Raw genomic sequence first — 17,723 nt, forward strand, 5'->3', positions numbered from 1 at the left:
TAAATGAAAAAAATACTTATTGTAGGTCCACCAAGTCTTGGTTATTTAACAAAAATTGATCAACAATTAAACCTACGTGAAGGTGTACAGTCTGATATTGTTTTAATTGATAAATTTACTTTTAAGTATAAAAATTTTGGACATAAAATAGTTAATTTTTTATCCAAAGTCTTTTTAGCTAAAAACTTAAAAAAGGAACACGTTAATACGGTAATTATTAATAAAATTAACCAACTAGGCCCTCAGGATTTAATTTTTATAATCAGACCAGATTTATTAAAGCCTAAAACTTTAAAGTATTTAAAAACCCAAACCAAGTCTTTACAAGCGTTTTACTACGATAGCACAAGACGTTTTCCTAAAAAAGTGGACATCATTCCGCTATTTGACAAAGTGTATAGCTATGATAGGTTAGACGTAGACAAGTATAACCTAGAATTTTTAACTAACTATATATTTGACGAAAGCGAAAACACTAATCATGAGCAACTATTTTTTAATATTTCTACTCATGATTATCGTTATGAGGCTATGGAGCGTTTAGCAAAATACATTCATGAAAAACAATGGAGTAAAGAAATATTAGTGTTGGGTCCAGACGATTTAGCATCAGAATACCTTACCATTATACATCAACAAATTCCTGTTGATGAGGTGGCTAAAAAAATTAATAAATCAAAAATTATAATTGAAATCCAACGCAAAGAGCAAGTCGGTTTATCTTTCAGAATTTTTGAAGCATTAGGACATCGTAAAAAGCTTATTACTACTAATGCAGATGTTGTTAACTACGATTTTTATCATCCTCAAAATATTTTGGTTATTGATGAAGATAATATAGAAATCCCTGAAGACTTTGTTACTTCACCATACGTGCCAGTAGAGGATGAGATTTTAAACCAATATCGATTAAATTACTGGATTAATAAAGTGTTTGATTTACAATAAACTTCTGTAGACATCAGCATACTGCAGTGCTGCGGTATTCCAATTAAAACTTAACGCACGTTTTATGTAAGCTTCAGTGTATTCTGGTTTGTTAGTTTCAAATTGATGCATGCCTTTCTCAAAAACTGAAGCCATATCTTTTGCATCAAAATTGTCCCAATAAAACGCTTTGTCTCCACCAATTTCTGGTAGAGAGGTTAAATTAGATAAAAACACAGGTTTTCCAAATCGCATAGCCTCAATAGGAGGTATTCCAAAACCTTCGAGCAACGACGGAAATACAAATGCAGTACACTGTTGAAAATAATACTGTTTTTCTTCAGTATTTAGTTTGCCTAACAAATGCACACGCGTTTTAGTGTTTGTTTTCTCAATAGCATTTACTAAAGTTGTTGTAGCATAATTACCTGAAGCATCTCCAGCTAAAACCAAATCAAAATCTGGTAAATACTCTAGCATTTGTACTAATGTATGTACGTTTTTTCGTTTGGTTAATCCACCAATAAAAAATAAATATGGTCGTTTAGTTACTGGCTTTATTGATGTATTATTTAAATCTAATACTTCTGTTAACGGATTACCATTGTGTATAACATATTCTGGAACCTTTGGTACATCAAAATATTGATGTGTTGATGCTTTTGCAAATTCAGAAATGTACGTTATGGCGCTACTTCTATTAAGTTTGTCTATAAAACGTTTGTTAGTGTTGTGGTTTAAATCACTTGAGACTTCACTTATAAAATTGACATCATGTACAGTTAAAACGTATGGGATTTTATGATAAGGTTCAATCTTTATATTTTGGTTTAGACTATGCCAAACATCGTATTTTTTTCTTATTCTAAACAAAGGATGTCTAGATAAAGACTTGTATGTTTTATAGTTAAAATAGTCGCTAAATTCGTCTTTTAATGCAGAGGTATCTTTAGCATGCAATGTCATTTTAAAATCTGTAATATTGGCATGATGTAACCCTTTAATTAAATGATAATTAAATTGTCCAAAACCATTAAATTGGTTTTTAATATTATGAGATTCTAAAAAAACCTGTTGCATTTAATCTATATTTCTGTACATAGTCCAAAGCTGAATATAACGTTTAAATACCGAAAACGCATGCACGTAACTAATTATAAAACCCTCTTTACCATCTAAAAAACCTAAACGCAAAAAATATTGATGCATAAAACGATACCAAGGTCTAAACAAAAAATGATATAAATTTGGACGTACATTTTTTTTGTATAACGCTTCGGCTTGTAATTTACTGTATAGACTTAATTTTTCATTATAACTATCAAAATCCTTATACGTTTGATGATTAACGTGTTGTTTTAAAAGACCAATTTTAGCAGAAGTTTCTATAGCTTCATGGACTAGTTTTCCATTGTATTTACAATAGTTTTTATCAAATAAACGCACTGCAATATCAGTTTGAAAACCACTATATTTAATACGTTTTCCCATAAAATGAAAATCGCGCTTTACTCTAAAAGCTTTTTCTTTAGGGTTGGATTGTACAGTGGTGATAATCTCTTCAGCTAATGCTTCAGGAATCATTTCATCTAAATCAAAAAAGGTGACCCAATCATGTTTTGCTAAACTCATTGCGTAATTTTTTTGAGAAGAAAAATTATCAAATTTTCGTTTAACAAAAGTTACATTATGTTGTTTAGCAAGTGCTTCCGTATTATCTGTGCTGTAGGAGTCTACAATAATAATTTCATCTGCAAAAGACAAGCTTTTAATATAGCGTTCTATATTATCTTCTTCGTTATATGTAATAGCTAAAGCGCTTATCATGCTATAGAAAGTCAGATTTTTGGCAAATATAACCATTAGGCTTTATATATTTGTGTGCAGAGTATTCAATTTAAAACAACGTGCCAAAACTTCCTATTTTAATGTATCATAGTGTAACCACTCAATCTAGTAAGAGTCGTGGTTTAACTATTGATGTCCAAAAGTTAGAAGAGCAACTGTTGTTTTTAAAATCTGAAGGCTATACCACACTTCATTTTAAAGATTTACAGCAGTTTAGTTCTGCTAAAGACTTTCCGGGAAAAGCGGTGATTATAACGTTTGATGATGTGTATGTCAATCAGTTAGAATTGGCTTATCCATTGTTTGTAAAGCACCATTTAAAAGCATGTTTTTACATACCGTTTAAATATGTTGGAGGTGTAAATACTTGGGATGAAGGTGTAGAACCTATAATGTCTGTTGCACAATTACAGTCTTTAGACAGTGAAGTAATCGAACTTGGTTTACACAGTTTTGCGCATCAACGTTATGATCAACTATCTCTTGAAGCCATACAAAAAGACTTTGATTTATGTAAAGATTTTATAGTCGAAAATAAGCTAGATATCAATAATACATTAGCGTATCCTTATGGAAAATACCCAAAAGCAGGAGAGGAGCAACATGCTTTTTTTAAGTGTTTAAAAGAAAATAATATTGCTTATGGTTTACGTATTGGAAATAGAGTGAATAGATTTCCGTTTAAAAATCATTACGAAATACAACGTTTAGATATTAAAGGAGAGGATAGTTTGAAAACGTTTAAGCGCAAGTTGAAGAAGGGGAAGCGTTTATTTTAGTTAAAAGTTTAAAAGTAGGAGTTTTGATTGTTTTTCCCTTTTCCCTTTTCTCTAATCCCTAATACCTAACTACTATTTAATCCCTCTCTGTAACAACATCAACTTTACATATCTAGAAAATACACCATAAGCATTAATACTAGCAACTGCTAATCCAGGAATCCCATCCATAAACCCACGACGTAAAATATAGCTACTAAAAAAACGATAAAAGGGTTTAAAAGCTAAATGAAAATAGTTTGCTTTTTTTCCTTTTTTTAGTAGTTGCTCTGCCTGAAACCAAGCGTAGCTATCCTTTTTGCTTATATAATGCAGTAAACCTTTGTAGGTAAAGTGCAGTACTGGGTTTTTAAGTTGTCCAATGGTACCTTCAACAATTAATTTTTCGTGTACCAATCCTTCAAATTTACAGTTGTCACGTTTAACTAATCTAGTAACGTTGTCACTATGGTTATACAAAAACCGATTCATATAAAAATGCGGAAAATTAAGCTTGTAACCAGCATGTTTGTTGCTGTCCATTGCTGCTATAATTTCTTGCTTTAAGGCGTTTGGGATACGCTCGTCAGCATCAATAAACAAAATCCATTCGCCTGTTGCATATTGTAACGCATGATTTTTCTGATTCGAAAAATTATCAAATTTACGGGATAACACTTGACAATTGTAACGTTCTGCAATCTCAACTGTTTTATCAGTACTCATAGAGTCCACTACAATAATTTGATCTGCAAAACGTACAGAACGTAAGGCATTTTCAAGGTAGTTTTCCTCATTATAAGTAGGAATAATAACAGTTAGTGTTTTCATTTAAAACGTAAAGTGCAAATTTACATTAATAATTTTAGCTTAAAAAAATCTAAGTGTATCAATACCTGAAATAGTCTTATCTTTGTAGCCAATAAAATATCAATTAAATGAGTGGTTTACCTATTACTGTTATCATTAGTACTTACAATTCTGAAGCATGGCTTGCCAAAGTTTTAGAAAGCTACAAGCATCAAGATTATGAAAATTTTGAAGTGATTGTTGCAGATGATGGGTCGCGTGAAACAACCAAAGACTTAATTGATAGTTTTCGTGAAGATTATCCTGTAAACTTGCGTCATATATGGCATGAGGATAAAGGGTACAGACGACAGGAGTTGTTAAATAAGTGTATTGTACAAACAGAACACGACTATATTTTAATGACAGATGGTGACTGTATAGCACGAAAAGACTTTGTATCTACACATGCTAAATATGCTGAGAAAGGCTACTTTCTATCTGGTGGGTATTTAAAACTAGATATGCCAACTAGCGAAGTCATTTCATTAAAAGATATCGAAAACGAAAATTGCTTTAATACCGATTGGTTAAAAAAGAATGGTAGTGTTAGTTTTAAAAATGCTTTAAAAATAAATGTAAGTGGTATTTTAGCTGATGTACTAGATACTGTGACACCAACAGGAGCTACGTTTAATAACTGTAATTCTAGTGCTTGGAAAGACGATTTAATCGCTATAAATGGTTATGATGAGCGTATGCAGTATGGTGGACCAGATCGCGAGTTAGGTGAGCGTTTGTTTAATTATGGCATCAAGTCTAAACAAATTAGACATAAAGCTATTGTACTTCATTTAGATCATCCCAGAGGTTATAAAACAAAGGAATCTTTAGATCGTAATTTAGCCATTAGAAAAAACGTAAAAGACAACAAGGTGGTTAAAACACCATATGGTATTGAGAAGTTAAAGGATTAAGACTTTTTATAAACACCAATCTTCCAATACCTCATTTTTTCATTGGTTTTAATTGTTGTAAAATCGATTTTTTCAAGGTTTTCAAAATATTCCCAACAACCATGTCCTTCTCTAAAGATCGATACTATTAATATCCCGTTATTCTTAAGTTTTGCTAATAGTCTATCTAAAACTTTTCTTTTTTCCGATTCTTGAACATAATAAAATGCTTCATTTAAGATAATAATATCAACTTTTTTTGGTGGAATAAATGTATGAAGGTCAGCAACTATAAAGTCGGTTTTAGGATAATGTTTTGATTGTGCTTTGGCAATAGATACTTTAGAAAAATCTACTCCTAAAAAAGAATTAAAATGCTCTCTTTCTAAATAGTTATTTAAAACACCTTCACCACAACCTAAATCAAGAATTGTAGGTGTTTCTGTTCCATAAGATGTCATAAACTTAATAATAGTAAGATACCTTTCAGCTTCAATAGGTTTTTTTAAGCTCTCCCAACGTCCGTTTTTGTATTGCTTGTTCCAACGTTGCTTTCTGCGCCAATTATGAAATCTATTTATAATATTCATAATAAATGGGTATTTAAAAAAGCATCTAATTTAGGGATAATCATCTCTGGCGTCAATTGCTTATACATATAGCTTGGATCTTCTTCAATTTTACGACGCTCTTCTCTATCTGTTGAAAATAAATCCGGTTTTTCTTCTAGTAAATGAATTGATGTGTGTGTTTTTCCATCTTCAAAACTTGCCCAATGTTCTTTTAAAACATAAGGTGAAAATATGGTAAACGTTGGTTTACCTAATGCTTTAGCAATATGTACTATACCACCTTCATTACCTACTAGTAATTTGCACTTATTCATTAGCGTGATAAATCCTCTAATACTATCTTCATAAATATCAATAATAATGTTGTCTTTATTTTGACACTGCTCATAAATATGCAATGCATCTTCTTTTTGATGTGGTGCATAATTAAACAGCACATTTACATCAAAGGTTGAGGTAATATGGTCTATTAACTTCACAATATAATCGTATGGCATTGATTTTTGTGGAGTACTACCTAAAATACCTAGCATAATGGCAGGTTTATCGTACTTATCTAGTCTATTGTATTGTTGTTCTTTTTCGGTTAAAACAATACGTGGATGATAATCTATTTGGTCTTGTGGTAACGGAAAAAAGGTGTTAAACATATGGACTCTGTCCTCGATTGCTTTCCCACAATAATGGGTTTTTTCTTCTAAAAACGGAACGGTGTGTGTGTAAAATTTAAACCAGGGATTTTTGCCACGTTTTTGAAACCCAATACGCATTTGTGCACCAGAAAAATAACAAATAATACGACTTTGAAGCTTGGAATACGGATCAAAAATAATGTCATAATTAGTCTTTTTTACACGACTAATTAGCTGTTTTAAATTTAAGATTTGTTTTAATTCTTTCTCGTTTATTGCAATAATATTATCGATATTCGGATTATTCTCAATGACACCAACCGTATAGTCATAGACTAAAAAATCTATTTGGCTGTCAGGATAAACGGTTTTCATGTTTTGTGCTATAACAGAAGCTATAAGCACATCTCCAATTCGTTTATTTTGTATAACAAGAATTTTTTTCATCGTAATTCCTGCAATTACAGGAAGCATATTAAAATATTTATTGCTTTTAAGGACTATACCGCAAAATATAATTTTATCGGCTTTTATTAAAATTTAGTTTAATATATCTTTGAACAATCACTAAAATTAAAATTATTATATACTGTCATCCAAAATATCAGCATCTAAAAGAACAACTTTTAAATATAATTTCAACGTTTGAAACCTCTGGAGAGGCAGTAACTGTTGGACAGCGTAACGTGATTAAATCTTTTGAGATTGACGGTTTAAAACTTAATGTAAAATCGTTTAAAGTCCCAAATGCGTTCAATAGTTTGGTTTATAAATGCATACGACCAAGTAAAGCTAAGCGTTCTTTTCAGTATGCTAGTAGGTTGATAGATTGTGGAATTTCAACGCCTTTTCCAATTGCTTACATAGAAAACACGACTGCTTTTGGATTAAAAACTAGCTATTATATTAGTCAGCATATCGATTATGATTTTGAGTTTAGAGAGTTAATTCACAAACCACAATTTCCAGAACGCAATATCATATTAAAACAATTTGCTGCGTTCACGTTTAAATTACATGAAAACAACATAAATTTTTTAGACCATTCTCCAGGAAATACATTAATTACTAAAGACGATTCAGATTATAAATTTTATTTAATAGATTTAAACCGCATGCGTTTTGAAACAATGACCTTTGACAAACGCATGCATAACTTTAGACGCTTATGGTTATCCAAAACTATGATTAAAGTCATTGCTGAAGCTTACGCAAAACTATATAATAAGTCTTATAAAGAAACTCATGACTTAATGTTGAAGCATAGCAGAGCATTTCAATTAAAAATTAATAGTAAAAAGTTAAGACGTAGCGGACGAAAGATGCGATTTAGTAAGTAGAAAGAAGTTTAAAGTAAAAAGTAAGTAGAATATAGTATGCAGTCTTCAGTCAAGATTAAATACTGCTAACTGAAGACTGATTACTACCAACTTATTTATACTGCCACATCATACTCACGTAACGCATCATTTAAAGACGTCTTCTTATTAGTACTTTCTTTACGTTTTCCAATAATTAAGGCACAAGGGACTTGATATTCTCCTGCAGCAAATTGTTTCGTGTAACTTCCTGGTATGACTACAGATCTTGCAGGTACGCGACCTTTCATTTCTATTGGTTCAGGACCAGTTACATCTATAATTTTTGTGCTCATAGTTAACACCACGTTAGCACCTAAAACCGCTTCTTTTTCAACATGAACACCTTCAACAACTATACAACGTGAGCCTATAAAAGCACCATCTTCAATAATTACAGGAGACGCTTGTAAGGGTTCTAAAACACCACCAATACCAACACCACCAGATAAGTGTACATTTTTACCAATTTGTGCACAACTACCTACGGTAGCCCAAGTATCTACCATGGTTCCTTCATCCACATAAGCACCAATATTGACATAACTAGGCATTAAAATGGTGCCAGCAGATATGTAAGCACCATGACGAGCAACTGCGTTTGGCACAACTCTAATTCCTTTAGACTCATAACCTCTTTTTAAAGGGATTTTATCGTGATACTCAAAAATACCAGCTTCTAAAGTTTCCATTTTTTGGATAGGGAAGTACAACACTACTGCTTTTTTAACCCACTCGTTAACTTGCCAACCTGAAGTTGTAGGTTCTGCAACACGCAATTTACCTGAATCTAATAGATTAACCACTTCTCTAATAGCTTCAATAGTTTTTGTATTAGTTAATAGCTCTCGGTTTTCCCAAGCGTTTTCTATAGTTTGTTGTAATTCTGTCATATCAATATTAATTTAGGACAAATATAATTCGTAAAAATTAAAATATGGCACAATATTTAAGGTGTTAAGGTTATAAAACTATAAATTTGCAGAAAATTTAATATGGCTCGCATTTTAGCAATAGATTACGGAAAAGTAAGAACAGGATTAGCAGTAACAGACGAGCTGCAAATCATTGCGTCTGGCTTAACCACAGTTAAAACCAAAGAGCTAATTACATTTTTAAAAGACTATCTAAGTAAAGAGGACGTTGAGTTATTTTTAGTGGGAGAACCAAAACAAATGGATAACACACCTAGCGAAAGTGAAGTGTTAATCAAACCATTTTTAAGTCAACTACAGATGTTTTTTCCAAACGTACCTGTAAAACGAGTGGACGAGCGTTTTACCTCTAAAATGGCAACACAAACTTTAATAGATAGTGGATTAAAGAAAAAACAAAGACAAAATAAAGCGCTTTTGGATGAGGTTAGTGCAACCATCATTTTACAGAGCTATCTTTATAATCAATAGTAAATAATATGATATTACCAGTTGTCGCTTATGGCGATCCCGTTTTAAAGAAAAAAGGGACAGAAATAACTAAAGATTATCCAAACTTAAAAGAGTTAATTGCTAACATGTACGAGACCATGTATGCTGCGTCTGGAGTGGGTTTAGCTGCGCCTCAAATAGGTTTGCCTATCCGCTTGTTTATTGTAGATGCCTCACCTTTTGCAGAGGATGAAGAGGTGCTAGGCAAGGAAGAAATTACTTTTTTAAAAACCTTCAAACATACCTTTATCAATCCAGTAATTATTGAAGAATCTGGAGACGAGTGGGCTTTTAACGAAGGTTGTTTAAGTATTCCAGATGTTAGAGAAGACGTGTTTAGACAACCCAATATTAAAGTTGAATATTTAGATGAAGACTTTAAAAAACATACTATAGAATTAGATGGTTTAGCTGCTAGAGTCTTTCAACATGAGTATGATCATATTGAAGGTGTGTTGTTTACAGATCATTTATCAGCTTTAAAAAAGAGATTGATAAAAGGAAAACTAACCAATATCTCTAAAGGAAAAATTAATGTGGATTATCGTATGAAATTTCCGTTAATGAAAAAGAAACGTTAAACGTTTGGAAAACCCAAACTAACATAAGATATTTGCCCACTTTAAAATTAAATTATGGCTTTAGATAAAGTATTAGCAATTGCTGGAAAACCAGGATTATATAAATTAGTAACTCAAACTAGAGGTGGTTTTATAGCCGAATCTTTAATTGACAACCGTCGTTTAGCTGTTGGTATACAACAAAACGTGAGTATTTTAAGTGAGATTGCTATTTATACGTTGACCGAAGAAGTACCATTAAAAGAGGTGTTTAATAAAATTAAAGCTAAAGAAAATGGTGCACCAACTAGTATAAGTCATAAAGATTCTAAAGATAAATTAGAAGAATACTTTTTTGACGTCTTACCAGATTACGATGAAGACCGTGTCTATGCAAGTGATATTAAAAAAGTAGTACAATGGTACAATATGCTTCAAAAAAATGATATGTTGCAATTTGAAGACGATGCTAAAGAAGAAGCGTCTAACGAAGAAGAATAAATAATTTTCATATTATAATTATCTAAAAATCCAGCAATTGCTGGATTTTTTTGTTTTCGTTTTTTAAGATGAAACAAATCAGCGTACTTTTACAAAAATCTTTTTTTACATATGAATTCTAGAGCAGACCAATTAAAAGCATTTGACCGTTTATTAACTATAATGGATGAGTTGCGCCAGCAGTGTCCTTGGGATAAAAAGCAAACCATGGAAAGCTTACGTCATTTAACTATTGAAGAAACCTACGAGTTGGGTGATGCTATTTTGGATAACGATTTAGAAGAAGTCAAAAAAGAAATTGGAGACCTGATGCTGCATCTAGTGTTTTATGCTAAAATTGGTAGCGAAACCAACCATTTTGATATTGCAGATGTTTGTAATGATATTTGCGATAAGCTCATCCATAGACATCCACACATTTATGGAGACGTGACAGTACAAAATGAAGACGATGTCAAACGTAATTGGGAAAACTTAAAGTTAAAAGAAGGTAAAACTAGTGTGCTGCAAGGAGTCCCTAAAAGTTTACCAGCCTTAGTAAAAGCAAATAGAATACAAGATAAAGTAGCAGGAGTGGGTTTTGATTGGGAACAACCAGAACAAGTGTGGGAAAAAGTAGAAGAGGAGCTAAACGAGTTTAAAGTTGAAGTCCAAAAAGGCGATAAAAACGCAATGGAAAGCGAGTTTGGCGATGTGTTGTTCTCTATGGTTAATTACGCACGTTTCTTAAAAATAAACCCAGAAAACGCTTTAGAACGTACCAATAAAAAATTCTCTAAACGTTTTAAATACTTAGAAAGTAAAGCAAAAACTTTAAATAAAGACTTAAAAGACATGACACTTGCTGAAATGGATGTTTTTTGGGAGGAAGCGAAAAAACAGTAATTGGAAAATCTGGTGATTTTCAAATACTCAAGTTTTTTGGGAGGAAGCGAAAAAACAGTAATTGGAAAATCTGGTGATTTTCAAATACTCAAGTTTTTTGGGAGGAAGCGAAAAAACAGTAATTGGAAAATCTGGTGATTTTCAAATACTCAAGTTTTTTGGGAGGAAGCGAAAAAACAGTAGCTGTCATTCCTGCGAAGGAAGGAATCTCATGATGTATCTAAAGGGTTCTCAATACATTTTTCTCGTACCTCATAAAACATTCGAACTGGCAGAAGCGAATGATATGCATAAAATTCTTCACAATAAAAGCACCATTTTTTGACATGTTTTTATTATAATTTCAAAAAAAATAAACTTTTTTACAATTGTCGACATCCAAAACTATAATTGTGTCGTATATACAACAAATGACATAATCTTTTCTTAGATATAGTTGATTAATAGCAAAACATCAAACTTGATGTCATTAAAAATAATTATTTCTTGTAAGCGAAGAGAAATAATTGGTTAGTTTAGTTAGGAGCCACAATCCTACTTCCTTCAAGAAGTAGGATTTGGTTTTTTATAAGGTCTAGGTTTTAAAACTATTTAGGTTGACGTAGTATTTTATCCATTTTACGTCCTTTAGCCAACTCATCAACCAGTTTATCAAGATACCTACACTCTCGCGTTGTTTTGTTGGTAATATCCTCTATACGATAGCCACAAATAACTCCTTTAATTAAATCGGCATTTGGATTAAGTGTTGCATTTTTAAAAAACGTTTCAAAGTTGACTTTATTTTCTAAAATGTCCTTAATCTGCTTATCGTTATAACCTGTTAACCATTCTATAACTTGGTGTAATTCTTCCACAGTTCGTCCATTGCGCTCAAGCCTAGTAACATAGTGTGGATAGACAGAGGCAAAGCTCATTTTCGCAATTCTTTCATCATGATGACTAGTATCTTTCATGGGTTTTAGTGTTATAAATTCAGTTCAGTTTTTGTTTATAATCTACTAATCTTACTCATTAAAGTAATAAAAACAAAGGAGTTCGATATTGCTATCAACATTATCATTTTCACTTAAATATACTCTGAATTCGAAGTCACAAGTTGATTCAGGATCAATATTCAAACAAGAAGTCGAAGAAGTAGTATTAGAAGTCGAATAGGTTATTATTTCTCCATTTTCTCTAAACACGAAACTTGGTTTTCCTGAAACTGATACAAGATTTTCATTGGTAATAGTTGTAGATATTAAATATCCTTTTTCATCAGGTTCATTAAAAGTCAGAATCTGAAAACCCGATTGAGTTACTCCGTCAATTCCTGGAAAAGGATTTAAGTTACAAGGGTTATTTGAATTGTTATCATCATTATCATCATTTCCACAACTTATGAGAGTTAAGATTAGTAAACTACTAAAAAAAGTTTTTAATTTCATAAAAGTATATTTTTAGTTAATCATTACTTTACGATTTATGTATGATTTTTTTAATGGTTAAGTGACTAATTTAGTTAAAATATGACGAATAAAAACCATTAGGGATTTTTATTAGTCTTAAAAAAGCAATCATACATTGCTATTATTTAATATAGTTATTTGACTACAGGATGCCAAATATCTTCTAATTCCTTAATTTTCTTATTTTCGAAATTTGTGGCTTCAAAAAGCCATTCTATTAAATCTATATGTTTAAATCCATTTTGCTGGCAGATGGCATTAAGTTGTCTTTCTGTATAATCTGACATAGATAGAACATTAAATTTCCAATCACCATTGTCTTTCACAAATTTAAGAGTAACATTTGGTGACAAGGTCTTTCCGTCTATTGTGAAATCGCCAGTAGCGTTTTGGTTATTTATTTTGATGTTAGTAATTCCTGTTGTTTTAATGGCACGTATTTGTTCTGTATCCATTGTACTTATTTCTGTAAATATTTTAATCATTAAATCCTTTGGACTTAGTGTTTTTAACACAGAATCCTCGATTATTGCTCTTGTTGATAACAAATTAATTTTCTCGGATAACTGTAATTGGGTTATACCAACTGAGTCTAATTTTAATATTTTAGAAAGGAAATTTTTATAATAATTACGAGATTTGATATCGCTTAAATTATAAATCTTTTCTCCATCTAATTCAATATTAGCTGTATTAAACTCATTAAACGTATTAATGATGTCTTCCTTTTCATTACTACATCCAAATAAAAAAATAGACATTAACAAGATTATAATTTGTCTCATAAATTGTTTTAATTAACTAAGCCAACCCTTTTTAGTGGCTTTTTTACTGTAGAGATAAAGTAGTCCTGCTATTGTAATAACGACAATTGGTATAACGATTGAAATAACAATCGAAACATTCTTAATATCAAAATAAAATAGCCAATATAATTCTATTAAAAGTAAAGTAATTAATGAAATTGCAAAAAATAAAGTTGCAATTTTTTTTCTCATAAGAAGCATTAAACTGCCTAAAAATTCAGAGAATATCGCAGCAAGAAATACAACTGCGTACCATATTGGTATTGACTGAATGGATTGAAACTCCTCTATAGTTGAATTTTTTTCAAGAAAATCCAATTCGAATGAACTAAAATATAATTCAAGAATATTCCACACAAGAGCGAAAATTGCTACTACATAAAAAGAAGTTGGTGGTTTAGTTTTTAAACTCATATTAGAAACATTATTTACGTTTCAATAAAGATAATTAAAATTTGATGTATACCAGAAATTATAGTTTTCTATTAATTAGAATTGTGAGATCAATAAAAATCTTGAGAAATAACTCAACAAAAACTCTGCTTATTTTTTTGTTTAGATTTTCAATCCCGAAAGCTTAATGCAATTCTACTTTTGAGTAAGAATTCATTCAGATTGTTTAAATACATGTTTACTAGTGCGGTACGTATAAAATACTAATAAAATGAATATTGATATGTAAAATAAAATTTCATAAAGTTCTGTTTTTGCAGACTCTGTATTTCCAATATAATTAGTACTGTTGCTTTCTGTTAACATTAGATATGAGCAAACTAAAAACCATAAATGAACAATTACGATTATAATTTTAAAAGATAATTTCATTTAGCGTTCTTATTTTTTTCAATTGTAGGCAACGTATTTGTATAATATAGTTGCGTGTTTAAGCATTAAAGTTAGCAAATAAATGACGCATATAAAGTCTGTTAGAACTTTTATAAGTAGGTTATATTAGCATTAAATTATTTGTGTAGTTAGTAACTTACGGTTTATTCTATTGTAGAATTATTTTCTGAATCAATTATATTTGGTTTTATTTTTAAAACAATCCAATAACCAATTATCAGCCCAACAAAGGAAAAAATCAAATCATTAATATCAAACACATTATTTCCTCCTAAATTATGAATTTTTAATTCTTGAGTTAAGACATAAATACCTGCTAAAATAACAGCGAGAATATAAATTGATCTGGTTCTAATTTGATACCTTCTATTTAATTTATCATTTACTATTAATCCTAAACCAGTTAAAGTTAAAGTTCCAATTATCGCCTCAAAAAAATTCGGGAATGACAGTAACGCTATCTTGAAAAATTCAGGTGATTCACTATCTAAGACACTTGGTCTAATAAGCTTTAAAAATATAAAGATTGGTATTATGATAAGCTCTACACGAGCCAATTTCATTATATCAATCATTTTCTCGTTCATTTTGGTTTCGCTTGCTACTATTGGTTTGTGTGTGATAGGTTACGGAAAAAGACGCGAGTCATTTTCTGCTTTGAGACTAGGTTAATTAATTTCTGTTTTAACCAATTTTATAATTGCTTCTATTTCTTTTTTTAGTGGTTCATATTGCGACGACTCTAACACTTTACTAGTTGTTATAAACAATAATATTTCATTGTCAAATTGACTTTTCTGAAGAACTTCTAAATTATTAGTATCTGGTTTACTTTTACTTATTCCAATCAAATTTTCGGTGACACCAATTTCATTAAATATACTTCTAAGTGAACCATACTTACGTATTATATTGAAAGCTTCTCGCTGATTTTTGTGAAGTAATTCTTCTTGAAATCTTAAATTATCAATTTTTCGTGACCAAGAGGCTAGTCTTTTTCTCAGCTCCAAATTTGATATGTCATTAAGTGCACCTGAATTCAACATTTCTATAAGAATTGAATTTTCGGATTTGAATACTGGTGAGTAACCTAATGAACTTCCAATTAACATCGCGAGTTCTTTTTCATTGTTGTAAGGTTGTTGCTTCGCAATTATCTCAGCAATTTTCTTAGCGGAATTTATGTTATCTCGATTCTTAGAAATTGTGAAGTCCAATATTTGCAAGTTATTTTCAAATTCTAATTTCAGCCCATTTAGATAAACTTGCGTTTTTTTAGCAGTTTTTATTTTTTCGTTGTATTTGCCTATTCCTAAGGCGAGTATGATTCCGATAACAACTAAAAGTATTTCTCCAACAGCATACTTTAAATAACTAAAAAATCTAGATTTGTTTTCCTTTTCTTTCATATTAAAATTAATTGTTATTCAAATTAGGGCCAACTTTATGTATGGTTTGTTACGTAGTTAAAAAACTAATTTAATAAAATTGAAACGAACCAGAGAGAATTCCGCAGGAATATTAGTAAGTAGGCTAGAAGCAAGCCAATTAATTATACACGTTGTTGTGAGCAGTTTTATTTAATCACTTCTTCGTTTTAAATTTTCCAATATGCCATAAAATTCCAGATGGATCATGAAGAAAAAATTCATTTCCCCATTCGTTATAGACTATTTCAGATAATTTTACATTATCATATTTTTCGGTTAAATTCAAATTCTTTATTCTTTCCAATGACGTTTCTAAATTTTCCACTTCGTAGAAAATCATTGAGTTATCAACCCAATCTTTGACATAAGCATCTTGTAAATAGAATCCGAACTTTTGAATATGAAAATAAGACATGTTTTCGGAAGTAATTATTTCATTAAATCCCAAATCCGAATAAAAATTTCGAGAAATATTGAAGTTTTTAGATCCAATAAATGGTCTGATAGATTTTCCAATTATTTCCATATGTAGTATTTCAGTTAAATTGCTTACAACGTGTTTGTGTATGGTTCAGTTGCGTGTTTAATCAACTAATTTAGTAAACAAAAACGAGCGCGAGAAAATTCCGAAGGAATTTTCCAGATAAGCACTTGCCAAAGCAATAAATTACACACGTTTTTGTACAACGTTTTTTTATTTAGTCGACTCAAACTCCGTCCATTTTCCGTTTATCAGCTTTTCTAATTTACCAAATTCAGGATTTCCGTTTTGATGTCCTTTTATTCTGACAGGATTTATCCAATCGTGTTGGCAATTCGGTTCAGGATTTGGTATTTCAGTCCAATTTAATTTTATTGTTCCATATTCCTTTTCGCAAGATTCCATTGCGTCATTTTCCGATTCATACCATTCGTCCCATTCTGCCCCACAATCCTCCAAATTTTTATATCCAAAACGATAAGTTCCGAACTCATCATTATAAATCATAAGTCGAACAATTCCGTCTATCGGTTTGGTAAGATTTACAATTTTTCTCATTCAGCGTTTAGTTTTGGAAATGTTGCACAACGGTCTAGTGTATGATTTCGTTGCGTGTTTAAGCACTAAGTTAGCAAATAAAACACAGATAGAAAGTCCGCGAGGATTTTCGTAAATAGTCTAAAATCAAGCAATTAATTATACACGGTGTTGCCAGTAGTATTTTTAATATACTCGATATCCGACTAATTCCATTTTTCCGTCAAAATTCTGAAAGTTGAAAGATTCATATTTCGCACGATTATTTTTCTGCCAATATCTATATTCAATTATATCTGTTAATTCGTTCGAAGAATCATTGAATTTAACTAACGCTTTATTAAGATATTCACGTTGTTTATTTTCAAATCCTAATTCCTTTATTTGCTTTAAAAAACTCAAAAACTGTTCGTAAGTAAACTCTTTAGTTATATTTGAATGCAAATTTTTATAAAATTCAGAATAGTTTTCGTTGTTCAGCATCTCAATTAATTCCTCAACTTTTTTAGTTGATTCCAAAATTAATGTTTCGTTTTCTCTTTGTTGTTTTTTTATTTCCTCAATTTTCTCAACAGTTACTTCACGGATTTTTTCCAAATTCTTTGGCTTGTCAAATTTTGGATATCGGAATTGTATTATTAGTTTTTTTTCTTCTGGTCTTGTATTCGAAAAGAATTTCAAATCTTTAGTGTCTTTTGGGTCAAATCCACTAATTTTTGTTTTTAAAAATTCATTCCAATTTTGATTGACAATATCTTTACTCAACTTGACATTATCTTCGTAATTCTCAAATATATCAATATGAGCAATTTCGTCAATTTCAATATTATTCACTTTGGTATCACAAGATGTAAAAATCAAAGCGATAAATAAAAATTTTAGTAGGATGTTCGTTTTTTTCATATTACTGGCAACTAGTTATATAACAACTTATATCTATTTTTTTGGGTGTATTTATC

23 protein-coding genes are annotated in these 17,723 nt (G+C 30.6%); 8 read left to right on the forward strand and 15 right to left on the reverse strand.

The annotated features are described in order from the left end of the window. Positions 1-3 precede the first annotated feature (3 nt). Positions 4-948 carry a hypothetical protein gene (locus Ollyesu_RS09255; protein ID WP_279300941.1) on the forward strand — a complete coding sequence of 315 codons (945 nt, stop codon included), beginning with the start codon at positions 4-6 and terminating at the stop codon, positions 946-948. On the opposite strand, the gene Ollyesu_RS09260 is transcribed toward Ollyesu_RS09255, so the two are convergent. Both Ollyesu_RS09260 and Ollyesu_RS09265 read right to left on the reverse strand, forming a co-directional pair. After that, positions 940-2,007: a glycosyltransferase family 1 protein gene (locus tag Ollyesu_RS09260; protein WP_279300942.1), complete on the reverse strand. Its 1,068-nt coding sequence runs from the start codon at positions 2,005-2,007 to the stop codon at positions 940-942. The genes Ollyesu_RS09255 and Ollyesu_RS09260 overlap by 9 nt on opposite strands. Beyond that, positions 2,008-2,754: a glycosyltransferase family 2 protein gene (locus Ollyesu_RS09265; protein WP_279300943.1), complete on the reverse strand. Its 747-nt coding sequence runs from the start codon at positions 2,752-2,754 to the stop codon at positions 2,008-2,010. It lies immediately after the preceding gene. A 101-nt stretch (positions 2,755-2,855) separates the two neighbouring features. Here Ollyesu_RS09265 and Ollyesu_RS09270 point away from each other — a divergent pair, with 101 nt between their 5' ends. Continuing rightward, complete coding sequence (locus tag Ollyesu_RS09270; RefSeq protein WP_279300944.1) at positions 2,856-3,554, forward strand: polysaccharide deacetylase family protein; 699 nt, start codon at positions 2,856-2,858, stop codon at positions 3,552-3,554. Between the two features lie 72 nt (positions 3,555-3,626). On the opposite strand, the gene Ollyesu_RS09275 is transcribed toward Ollyesu_RS09270, so the two are convergent. Then, positions 3,627-4,364, reverse strand: coding sequence for a glycosyltransferase family 2 protein (locus Ollyesu_RS09275; RefSeq protein ID WP_279300945.1), 738 nt, complete (start codon positions 4,362-4,364; stop codon positions 3,627-3,629). A gap of 107 nt (positions 4,365-4,471) precedes the next feature. On the opposite strand from Ollyesu_RS09275, the gene Ollyesu_RS09280 reads away from it, so the two are divergent. Beyond that, the gene (locus tag Ollyesu_RS09280; protein ID WP_279300946.1) at positions 4,472-5,299 is read left to right on the forward strand and encodes a glycosyltransferase family 2 protein; all 828 of its coding nucleotides are present in this window, start codon (positions 4,472-4,474) and stop codon (positions 5,297-5,299) included. Here Ollyesu_RS09280 and Ollyesu_RS09285 read toward each other — a convergent pair. Then, a complete protein-coding gene (locus Ollyesu_RS09285; RefSeq protein WP_279300947.1) occupies positions 5,296-5,868 on the reverse strand; it encodes a class I SAM-dependent methyltransferase in 573 nt (190 codons plus the stop codon). The two genes, Ollyesu_RS09280 and Ollyesu_RS09285, sit on opposite strands and share 4 nt — an antisense overlap. Further along, positions 5,865-6,956 (reverse strand): glycosyltransferase family 9 protein, encoded by a 1,092-nt coding sequence (locus Ollyesu_RS09290; protein WP_279300948.1) that lies wholly within the window; start codon positions 6,954-6,956, stop codon positions 5,865-5,867. The genes Ollyesu_RS09285 and Ollyesu_RS09290 overlap by 4 nt, the downstream gene beginning before the upstream one ends. A 212-nt stretch (positions 6,957-7,168) precedes the next feature. Between Ollyesu_RS09290 and Ollyesu_RS09295 the strand changes: the two genes are divergently transcribed. Next, entirely contained in the window at positions 7,169-7,822 is a 654-nt protein-coding gene (locus tag Ollyesu_RS09295; RefSeq protein ID WP_279300949.1) for a lipopolysaccharide kinase InaA family protein, read from the forward strand. Between the two features lie 95 nt (positions 7,823-7,917). Here the strand turns inward: Ollyesu_RS09295 and Ollyesu_RS09300 are convergent, their stop codons facing one another. Then, positions 7,918-8,733 carry a 2,3,4,5-tetrahydropyridine-2,6-dicarboxylate N-succinyltransferase gene (locus Ollyesu_RS09300; protein ID WP_279300950.1) on the reverse strand — a complete coding sequence of 272 codons (816 nt, stop codon included), beginning with the start codon at positions 8,731-8,733 and terminating at the stop codon, positions 7,918-7,920. 102 nt (positions 8,734-8,835) lie between these two features. Here Ollyesu_RS09300 and ruvX point away from each other — a divergent pair, with 102 nt between their 5' ends. The 4 genes from ruvX to mazG all read left to right on the forward strand — a co-directional run bounded on the left by ruvX (position 8,836) and on the right by mazG (position 11,213). After that, complete coding sequence (gene ruvX / locus Ollyesu_RS09305; RefSeq protein WP_279300951.1) at positions 8,836-9,246, forward strand: Holliday junction resolvase RuvX; 411 nt, start codon at positions 8,836-8,838, stop codon at positions 9,244-9,246. 8 nt (positions 9,247-9,254) lie between these two features. After that, positions 9,255-9,848, forward strand: coding sequence for a peptide deformylase (gene def / locus Ollyesu_RS09310; RefSeq protein WP_279300952.1), 594 nt, complete (start codon positions 9,255-9,257; stop codon positions 9,846-9,848). Between the two features lie 54 nt (positions 9,849-9,902). Continuing rightward, complete coding sequence (locus Ollyesu_RS09315) at positions 9,903-10,328, forward strand: DUF5606 domain-containing protein (RefSeq protein WP_279300953.1); 426 nt, start codon at positions 9,903-9,905, stop codon at positions 10,326-10,328. Positions 10,329-10,439: 111 nt separating this feature from the next. Further along, positions 10,440-11,213, forward strand: coding sequence for a nucleoside triphosphate pyrophosphohydrolase (gene mazG, locus Ollyesu_RS09320; protein WP_279300954.1), 774 nt, complete (start codon positions 10,440-10,442; stop codon positions 11,211-11,213). 587 nt (positions 11,214-11,800) lie between these two features. On the opposite strand, the gene Ollyesu_RS09325 is transcribed toward mazG, so the two are convergent. The 9 genes from Ollyesu_RS09325 to Ollyesu_RS09365 form a co-directional block, all read right to left on the reverse strand. Beyond that, positions 11,801-12,169: a DUF2200 domain-containing protein gene (locus Ollyesu_RS09325; RefSeq protein WP_279300955.1), complete on the reverse strand. Its 369-nt coding sequence runs from the start codon at positions 12,167-12,169 to the stop codon at positions 11,801-11,803. A gap of 51 nt (positions 12,170-12,220) precedes the next feature. Next, positions 12,221-12,643 carry a hypothetical protein gene (locus Ollyesu_RS09330; protein ID WP_279300956.1) on the reverse strand — a complete coding sequence of 141 codons (423 nt, stop codon included), beginning with the start codon at positions 12,641-12,643 and terminating at the stop codon, positions 12,221-12,223. Positions 12,644-12,798: 155 nt separating this feature from the next. Beyond that, on the reverse strand, positions 12,799-13,449 hold the full coding sequence (locus Ollyesu_RS09335; protein WP_279300957.1) for a hypothetical protein: 651 nt from the start codon (positions 13,447-13,449) through the stop codon (positions 12,799-12,801). Positions 13,450-13,461: 12 nt separating this feature from the next. Beyond that, positions 13,462-13,884 carry a hypothetical protein gene (locus Ollyesu_RS09340; protein ID WP_279300958.1) on the reverse strand — a complete coding sequence of 141 codons (423 nt, stop codon included), beginning with the start codon at positions 13,882-13,884 and terminating at the stop codon, positions 13,462-13,464. A gap of 575 nt (positions 13,885-14,459) precedes the next feature. Beyond that, the gene (locus Ollyesu_RS09345; protein ID WP_279300959.1) at positions 14,460-14,903 is read right to left on the reverse strand and encodes a hypothetical protein; all 444 of its coding nucleotides are present in this window, start codon (positions 14,901-14,903) and stop codon (positions 14,460-14,462) included. 81 nt (positions 14,904-14,984) lie between these two features. Then, the gene (locus Ollyesu_RS09350; protein WP_279300960.1) at positions 14,985-15,725 is read right to left on the reverse strand and encodes a DUF6090 family protein; all 741 of its coding nucleotides are present in this window, start codon (positions 15,723-15,725) and stop codon (positions 14,985-14,987) included. Between the two features lie 175 nt (positions 15,726-15,900). Further along, on the reverse strand, positions 15,901-16,272 hold the full coding sequence (locus Ollyesu_RS09355; protein WP_279300961.1) for a glyoxalase: 372 nt from the start codon (positions 16,270-16,272) through the stop codon (positions 15,901-15,903). 168 nt (positions 16,273-16,440) lie between these two features. Then, on the reverse strand, positions 16,441-16,686 hold the full coding sequence (locus tag Ollyesu_RS09360) for a hypothetical protein (RefSeq protein ID WP_279300962.1): 246 nt from the start codon (positions 16,684-16,686) through the stop codon (positions 16,441-16,443). A 264-nt stretch (positions 16,687-16,950) separates the two neighbouring features. After that, entirely contained in the window at positions 16,951-17,667 is a 717-nt protein-coding gene (locus tag Ollyesu_RS09365; RefSeq protein ID WP_279300963.1) for a hypothetical protein, read from the reverse strand. Positions 17,668-17,723: the final 56 nt, after the last annotated feature.

This window comes from Olleya sp. YS (genome assembly GCF_029760915.1).
Lineage (GTDB): Bacteria > Bacteroidota > Bacteroidia > Flavobacteriales > Flavobacteriaceae > Olleya.

Excerpts from the sequence above, each read along its gene's own strand:
- Ollyesu_RS09255 (WP_279300941.1), top strand. The coding sequence starts at position 4 with ATGAAAAAAATACTTATTGTAGGTCCACCAAGTCTTGGTTATTTAACA.
- Ollyesu_RS09260 (WP_279300942.1), bottom strand. The coding sequence starts at position 2,007 with ATGCAACAGGTTTTTTTAGAATCTCATAATATTAAAAACCAATTTAAT.
- Ollyesu_RS09265 (WP_279300943.1), bottom strand. The coding sequence starts at position 2,754 with ATGATAAGCGCTTTAGCTATTACATATAACGAAGAAGATAATATAGAA.
- Ollyesu_RS09270 (WP_279300944.1), top strand. The coding sequence starts at position 2,856 with ATGTATCATAGTGTAACCACTCAATCTAGTAAGAGTCGTGGTTTAACT.
- Ollyesu_RS09275 (WP_279300945.1), bottom strand. The coding sequence starts at position 4,364 with ATGAAAACACTAACTGTTATTATTCCTACTTATAATGAGGAAAACTAC.
- Ollyesu_RS09280 (WP_279300946.1), top strand. The coding sequence starts at position 4,472 with ATGAGTGGTTTACCTATTACTGTTATCATTAGTACTTACAATTCTGAA.
- Ollyesu_RS09285 (WP_279300947.1), bottom strand. The coding sequence starts at position 5,868 with ATGAATATTATAAATAGATTTCATAATTGGCGCAGAAAGCAACGTTGG.
- Ollyesu_RS09290 (WP_279300948.1), bottom strand. The coding sequence starts at position 6,956 with ATGCTTCCTGTAATTGCAGGAATTACGATGAAAAAAATTCTTGTTATA.
- Ollyesu_RS09300 (WP_279300950.1), bottom strand. The coding sequence starts at position 8,733 with ATGACAGAATTACAACAAACTATAGAAAACGCTTGGGAAAACCGAGAG.
- ruvX (WP_279300951.1), top strand. The coding sequence starts at position 8,836 with ATGGCTCGCATTTTAGCAATAGATTACGGAAAAGTAAGAACAGGATTA.
- def (WP_279300952.1), top strand. The coding sequence starts at position 9,255 with ATGATATTACCAGTTGTCGCTTATGGCGATCCCGTTTTAAAGAAAAAA.
- Ollyesu_RS09315 (WP_279300953.1), top strand. The coding sequence starts at position 9,903 with ATGGCTTTAGATAAAGTATTAGCAATTGCTGGAAAACCAGGATTATAT.
- mazG (WP_279300954.1), top strand. The coding sequence starts at position 10,440 with ATGAATTCTAGAGCAGACCAATTAAAAGCATTTGACCGTTTATTAACT.
- Ollyesu_RS09325 (WP_279300955.1), bottom strand. The coding sequence starts at position 12,169 with ATGAAAGATACTAGTCATCATGATGAAAGAATTGCGAAAATGAGCTTT.
- Ollyesu_RS09330 (WP_279300956.1), bottom strand. The coding sequence starts at position 12,643 with ATGAAATTAAAAACTTTTTTTAGTAGTTTACTAATCTTAACTCTCATA.
- Ollyesu_RS09335 (WP_279300957.1), bottom strand. The coding sequence starts at position 13,449 with ATGAGACAAATTATAATCTTGTTAATGTCTATTTTTTTATTTGGATGT.
- Ollyesu_RS09340 (WP_279300958.1), bottom strand. The coding sequence starts at position 13,884 with ATGAGTTTAAAAACTAAACCACCAACTTCTTTTTATGTAGTAGCAATT.
- Ollyesu_RS09345 (WP_279300959.1), bottom strand. The coding sequence starts at position 14,903 with ATGAACGAGAAAATGATTGATATAATGAAATTGGCTCGTGTAGAGCTT.
- Ollyesu_RS09350 (WP_279300960.1), bottom strand. The coding sequence starts at position 15,725 with ATGAAAGAAAAGGAAAACAAATCTAGATTTTTTAGTTATTTAAAGTAT.
- Ollyesu_RS09355 (WP_279300961.1), bottom strand. The coding sequence starts at position 16,272 with ATGGAAATAATTGGAAAATCTATCAGACCATTTATTGGATCTAAAAAC.
- Ollyesu_RS09365 (WP_279300963.1), bottom strand. The coding sequence starts at position 17,667 with ATGAAAAAAACGAACATCCTACTAAAATTTTTATTTATCGCTTTGATT.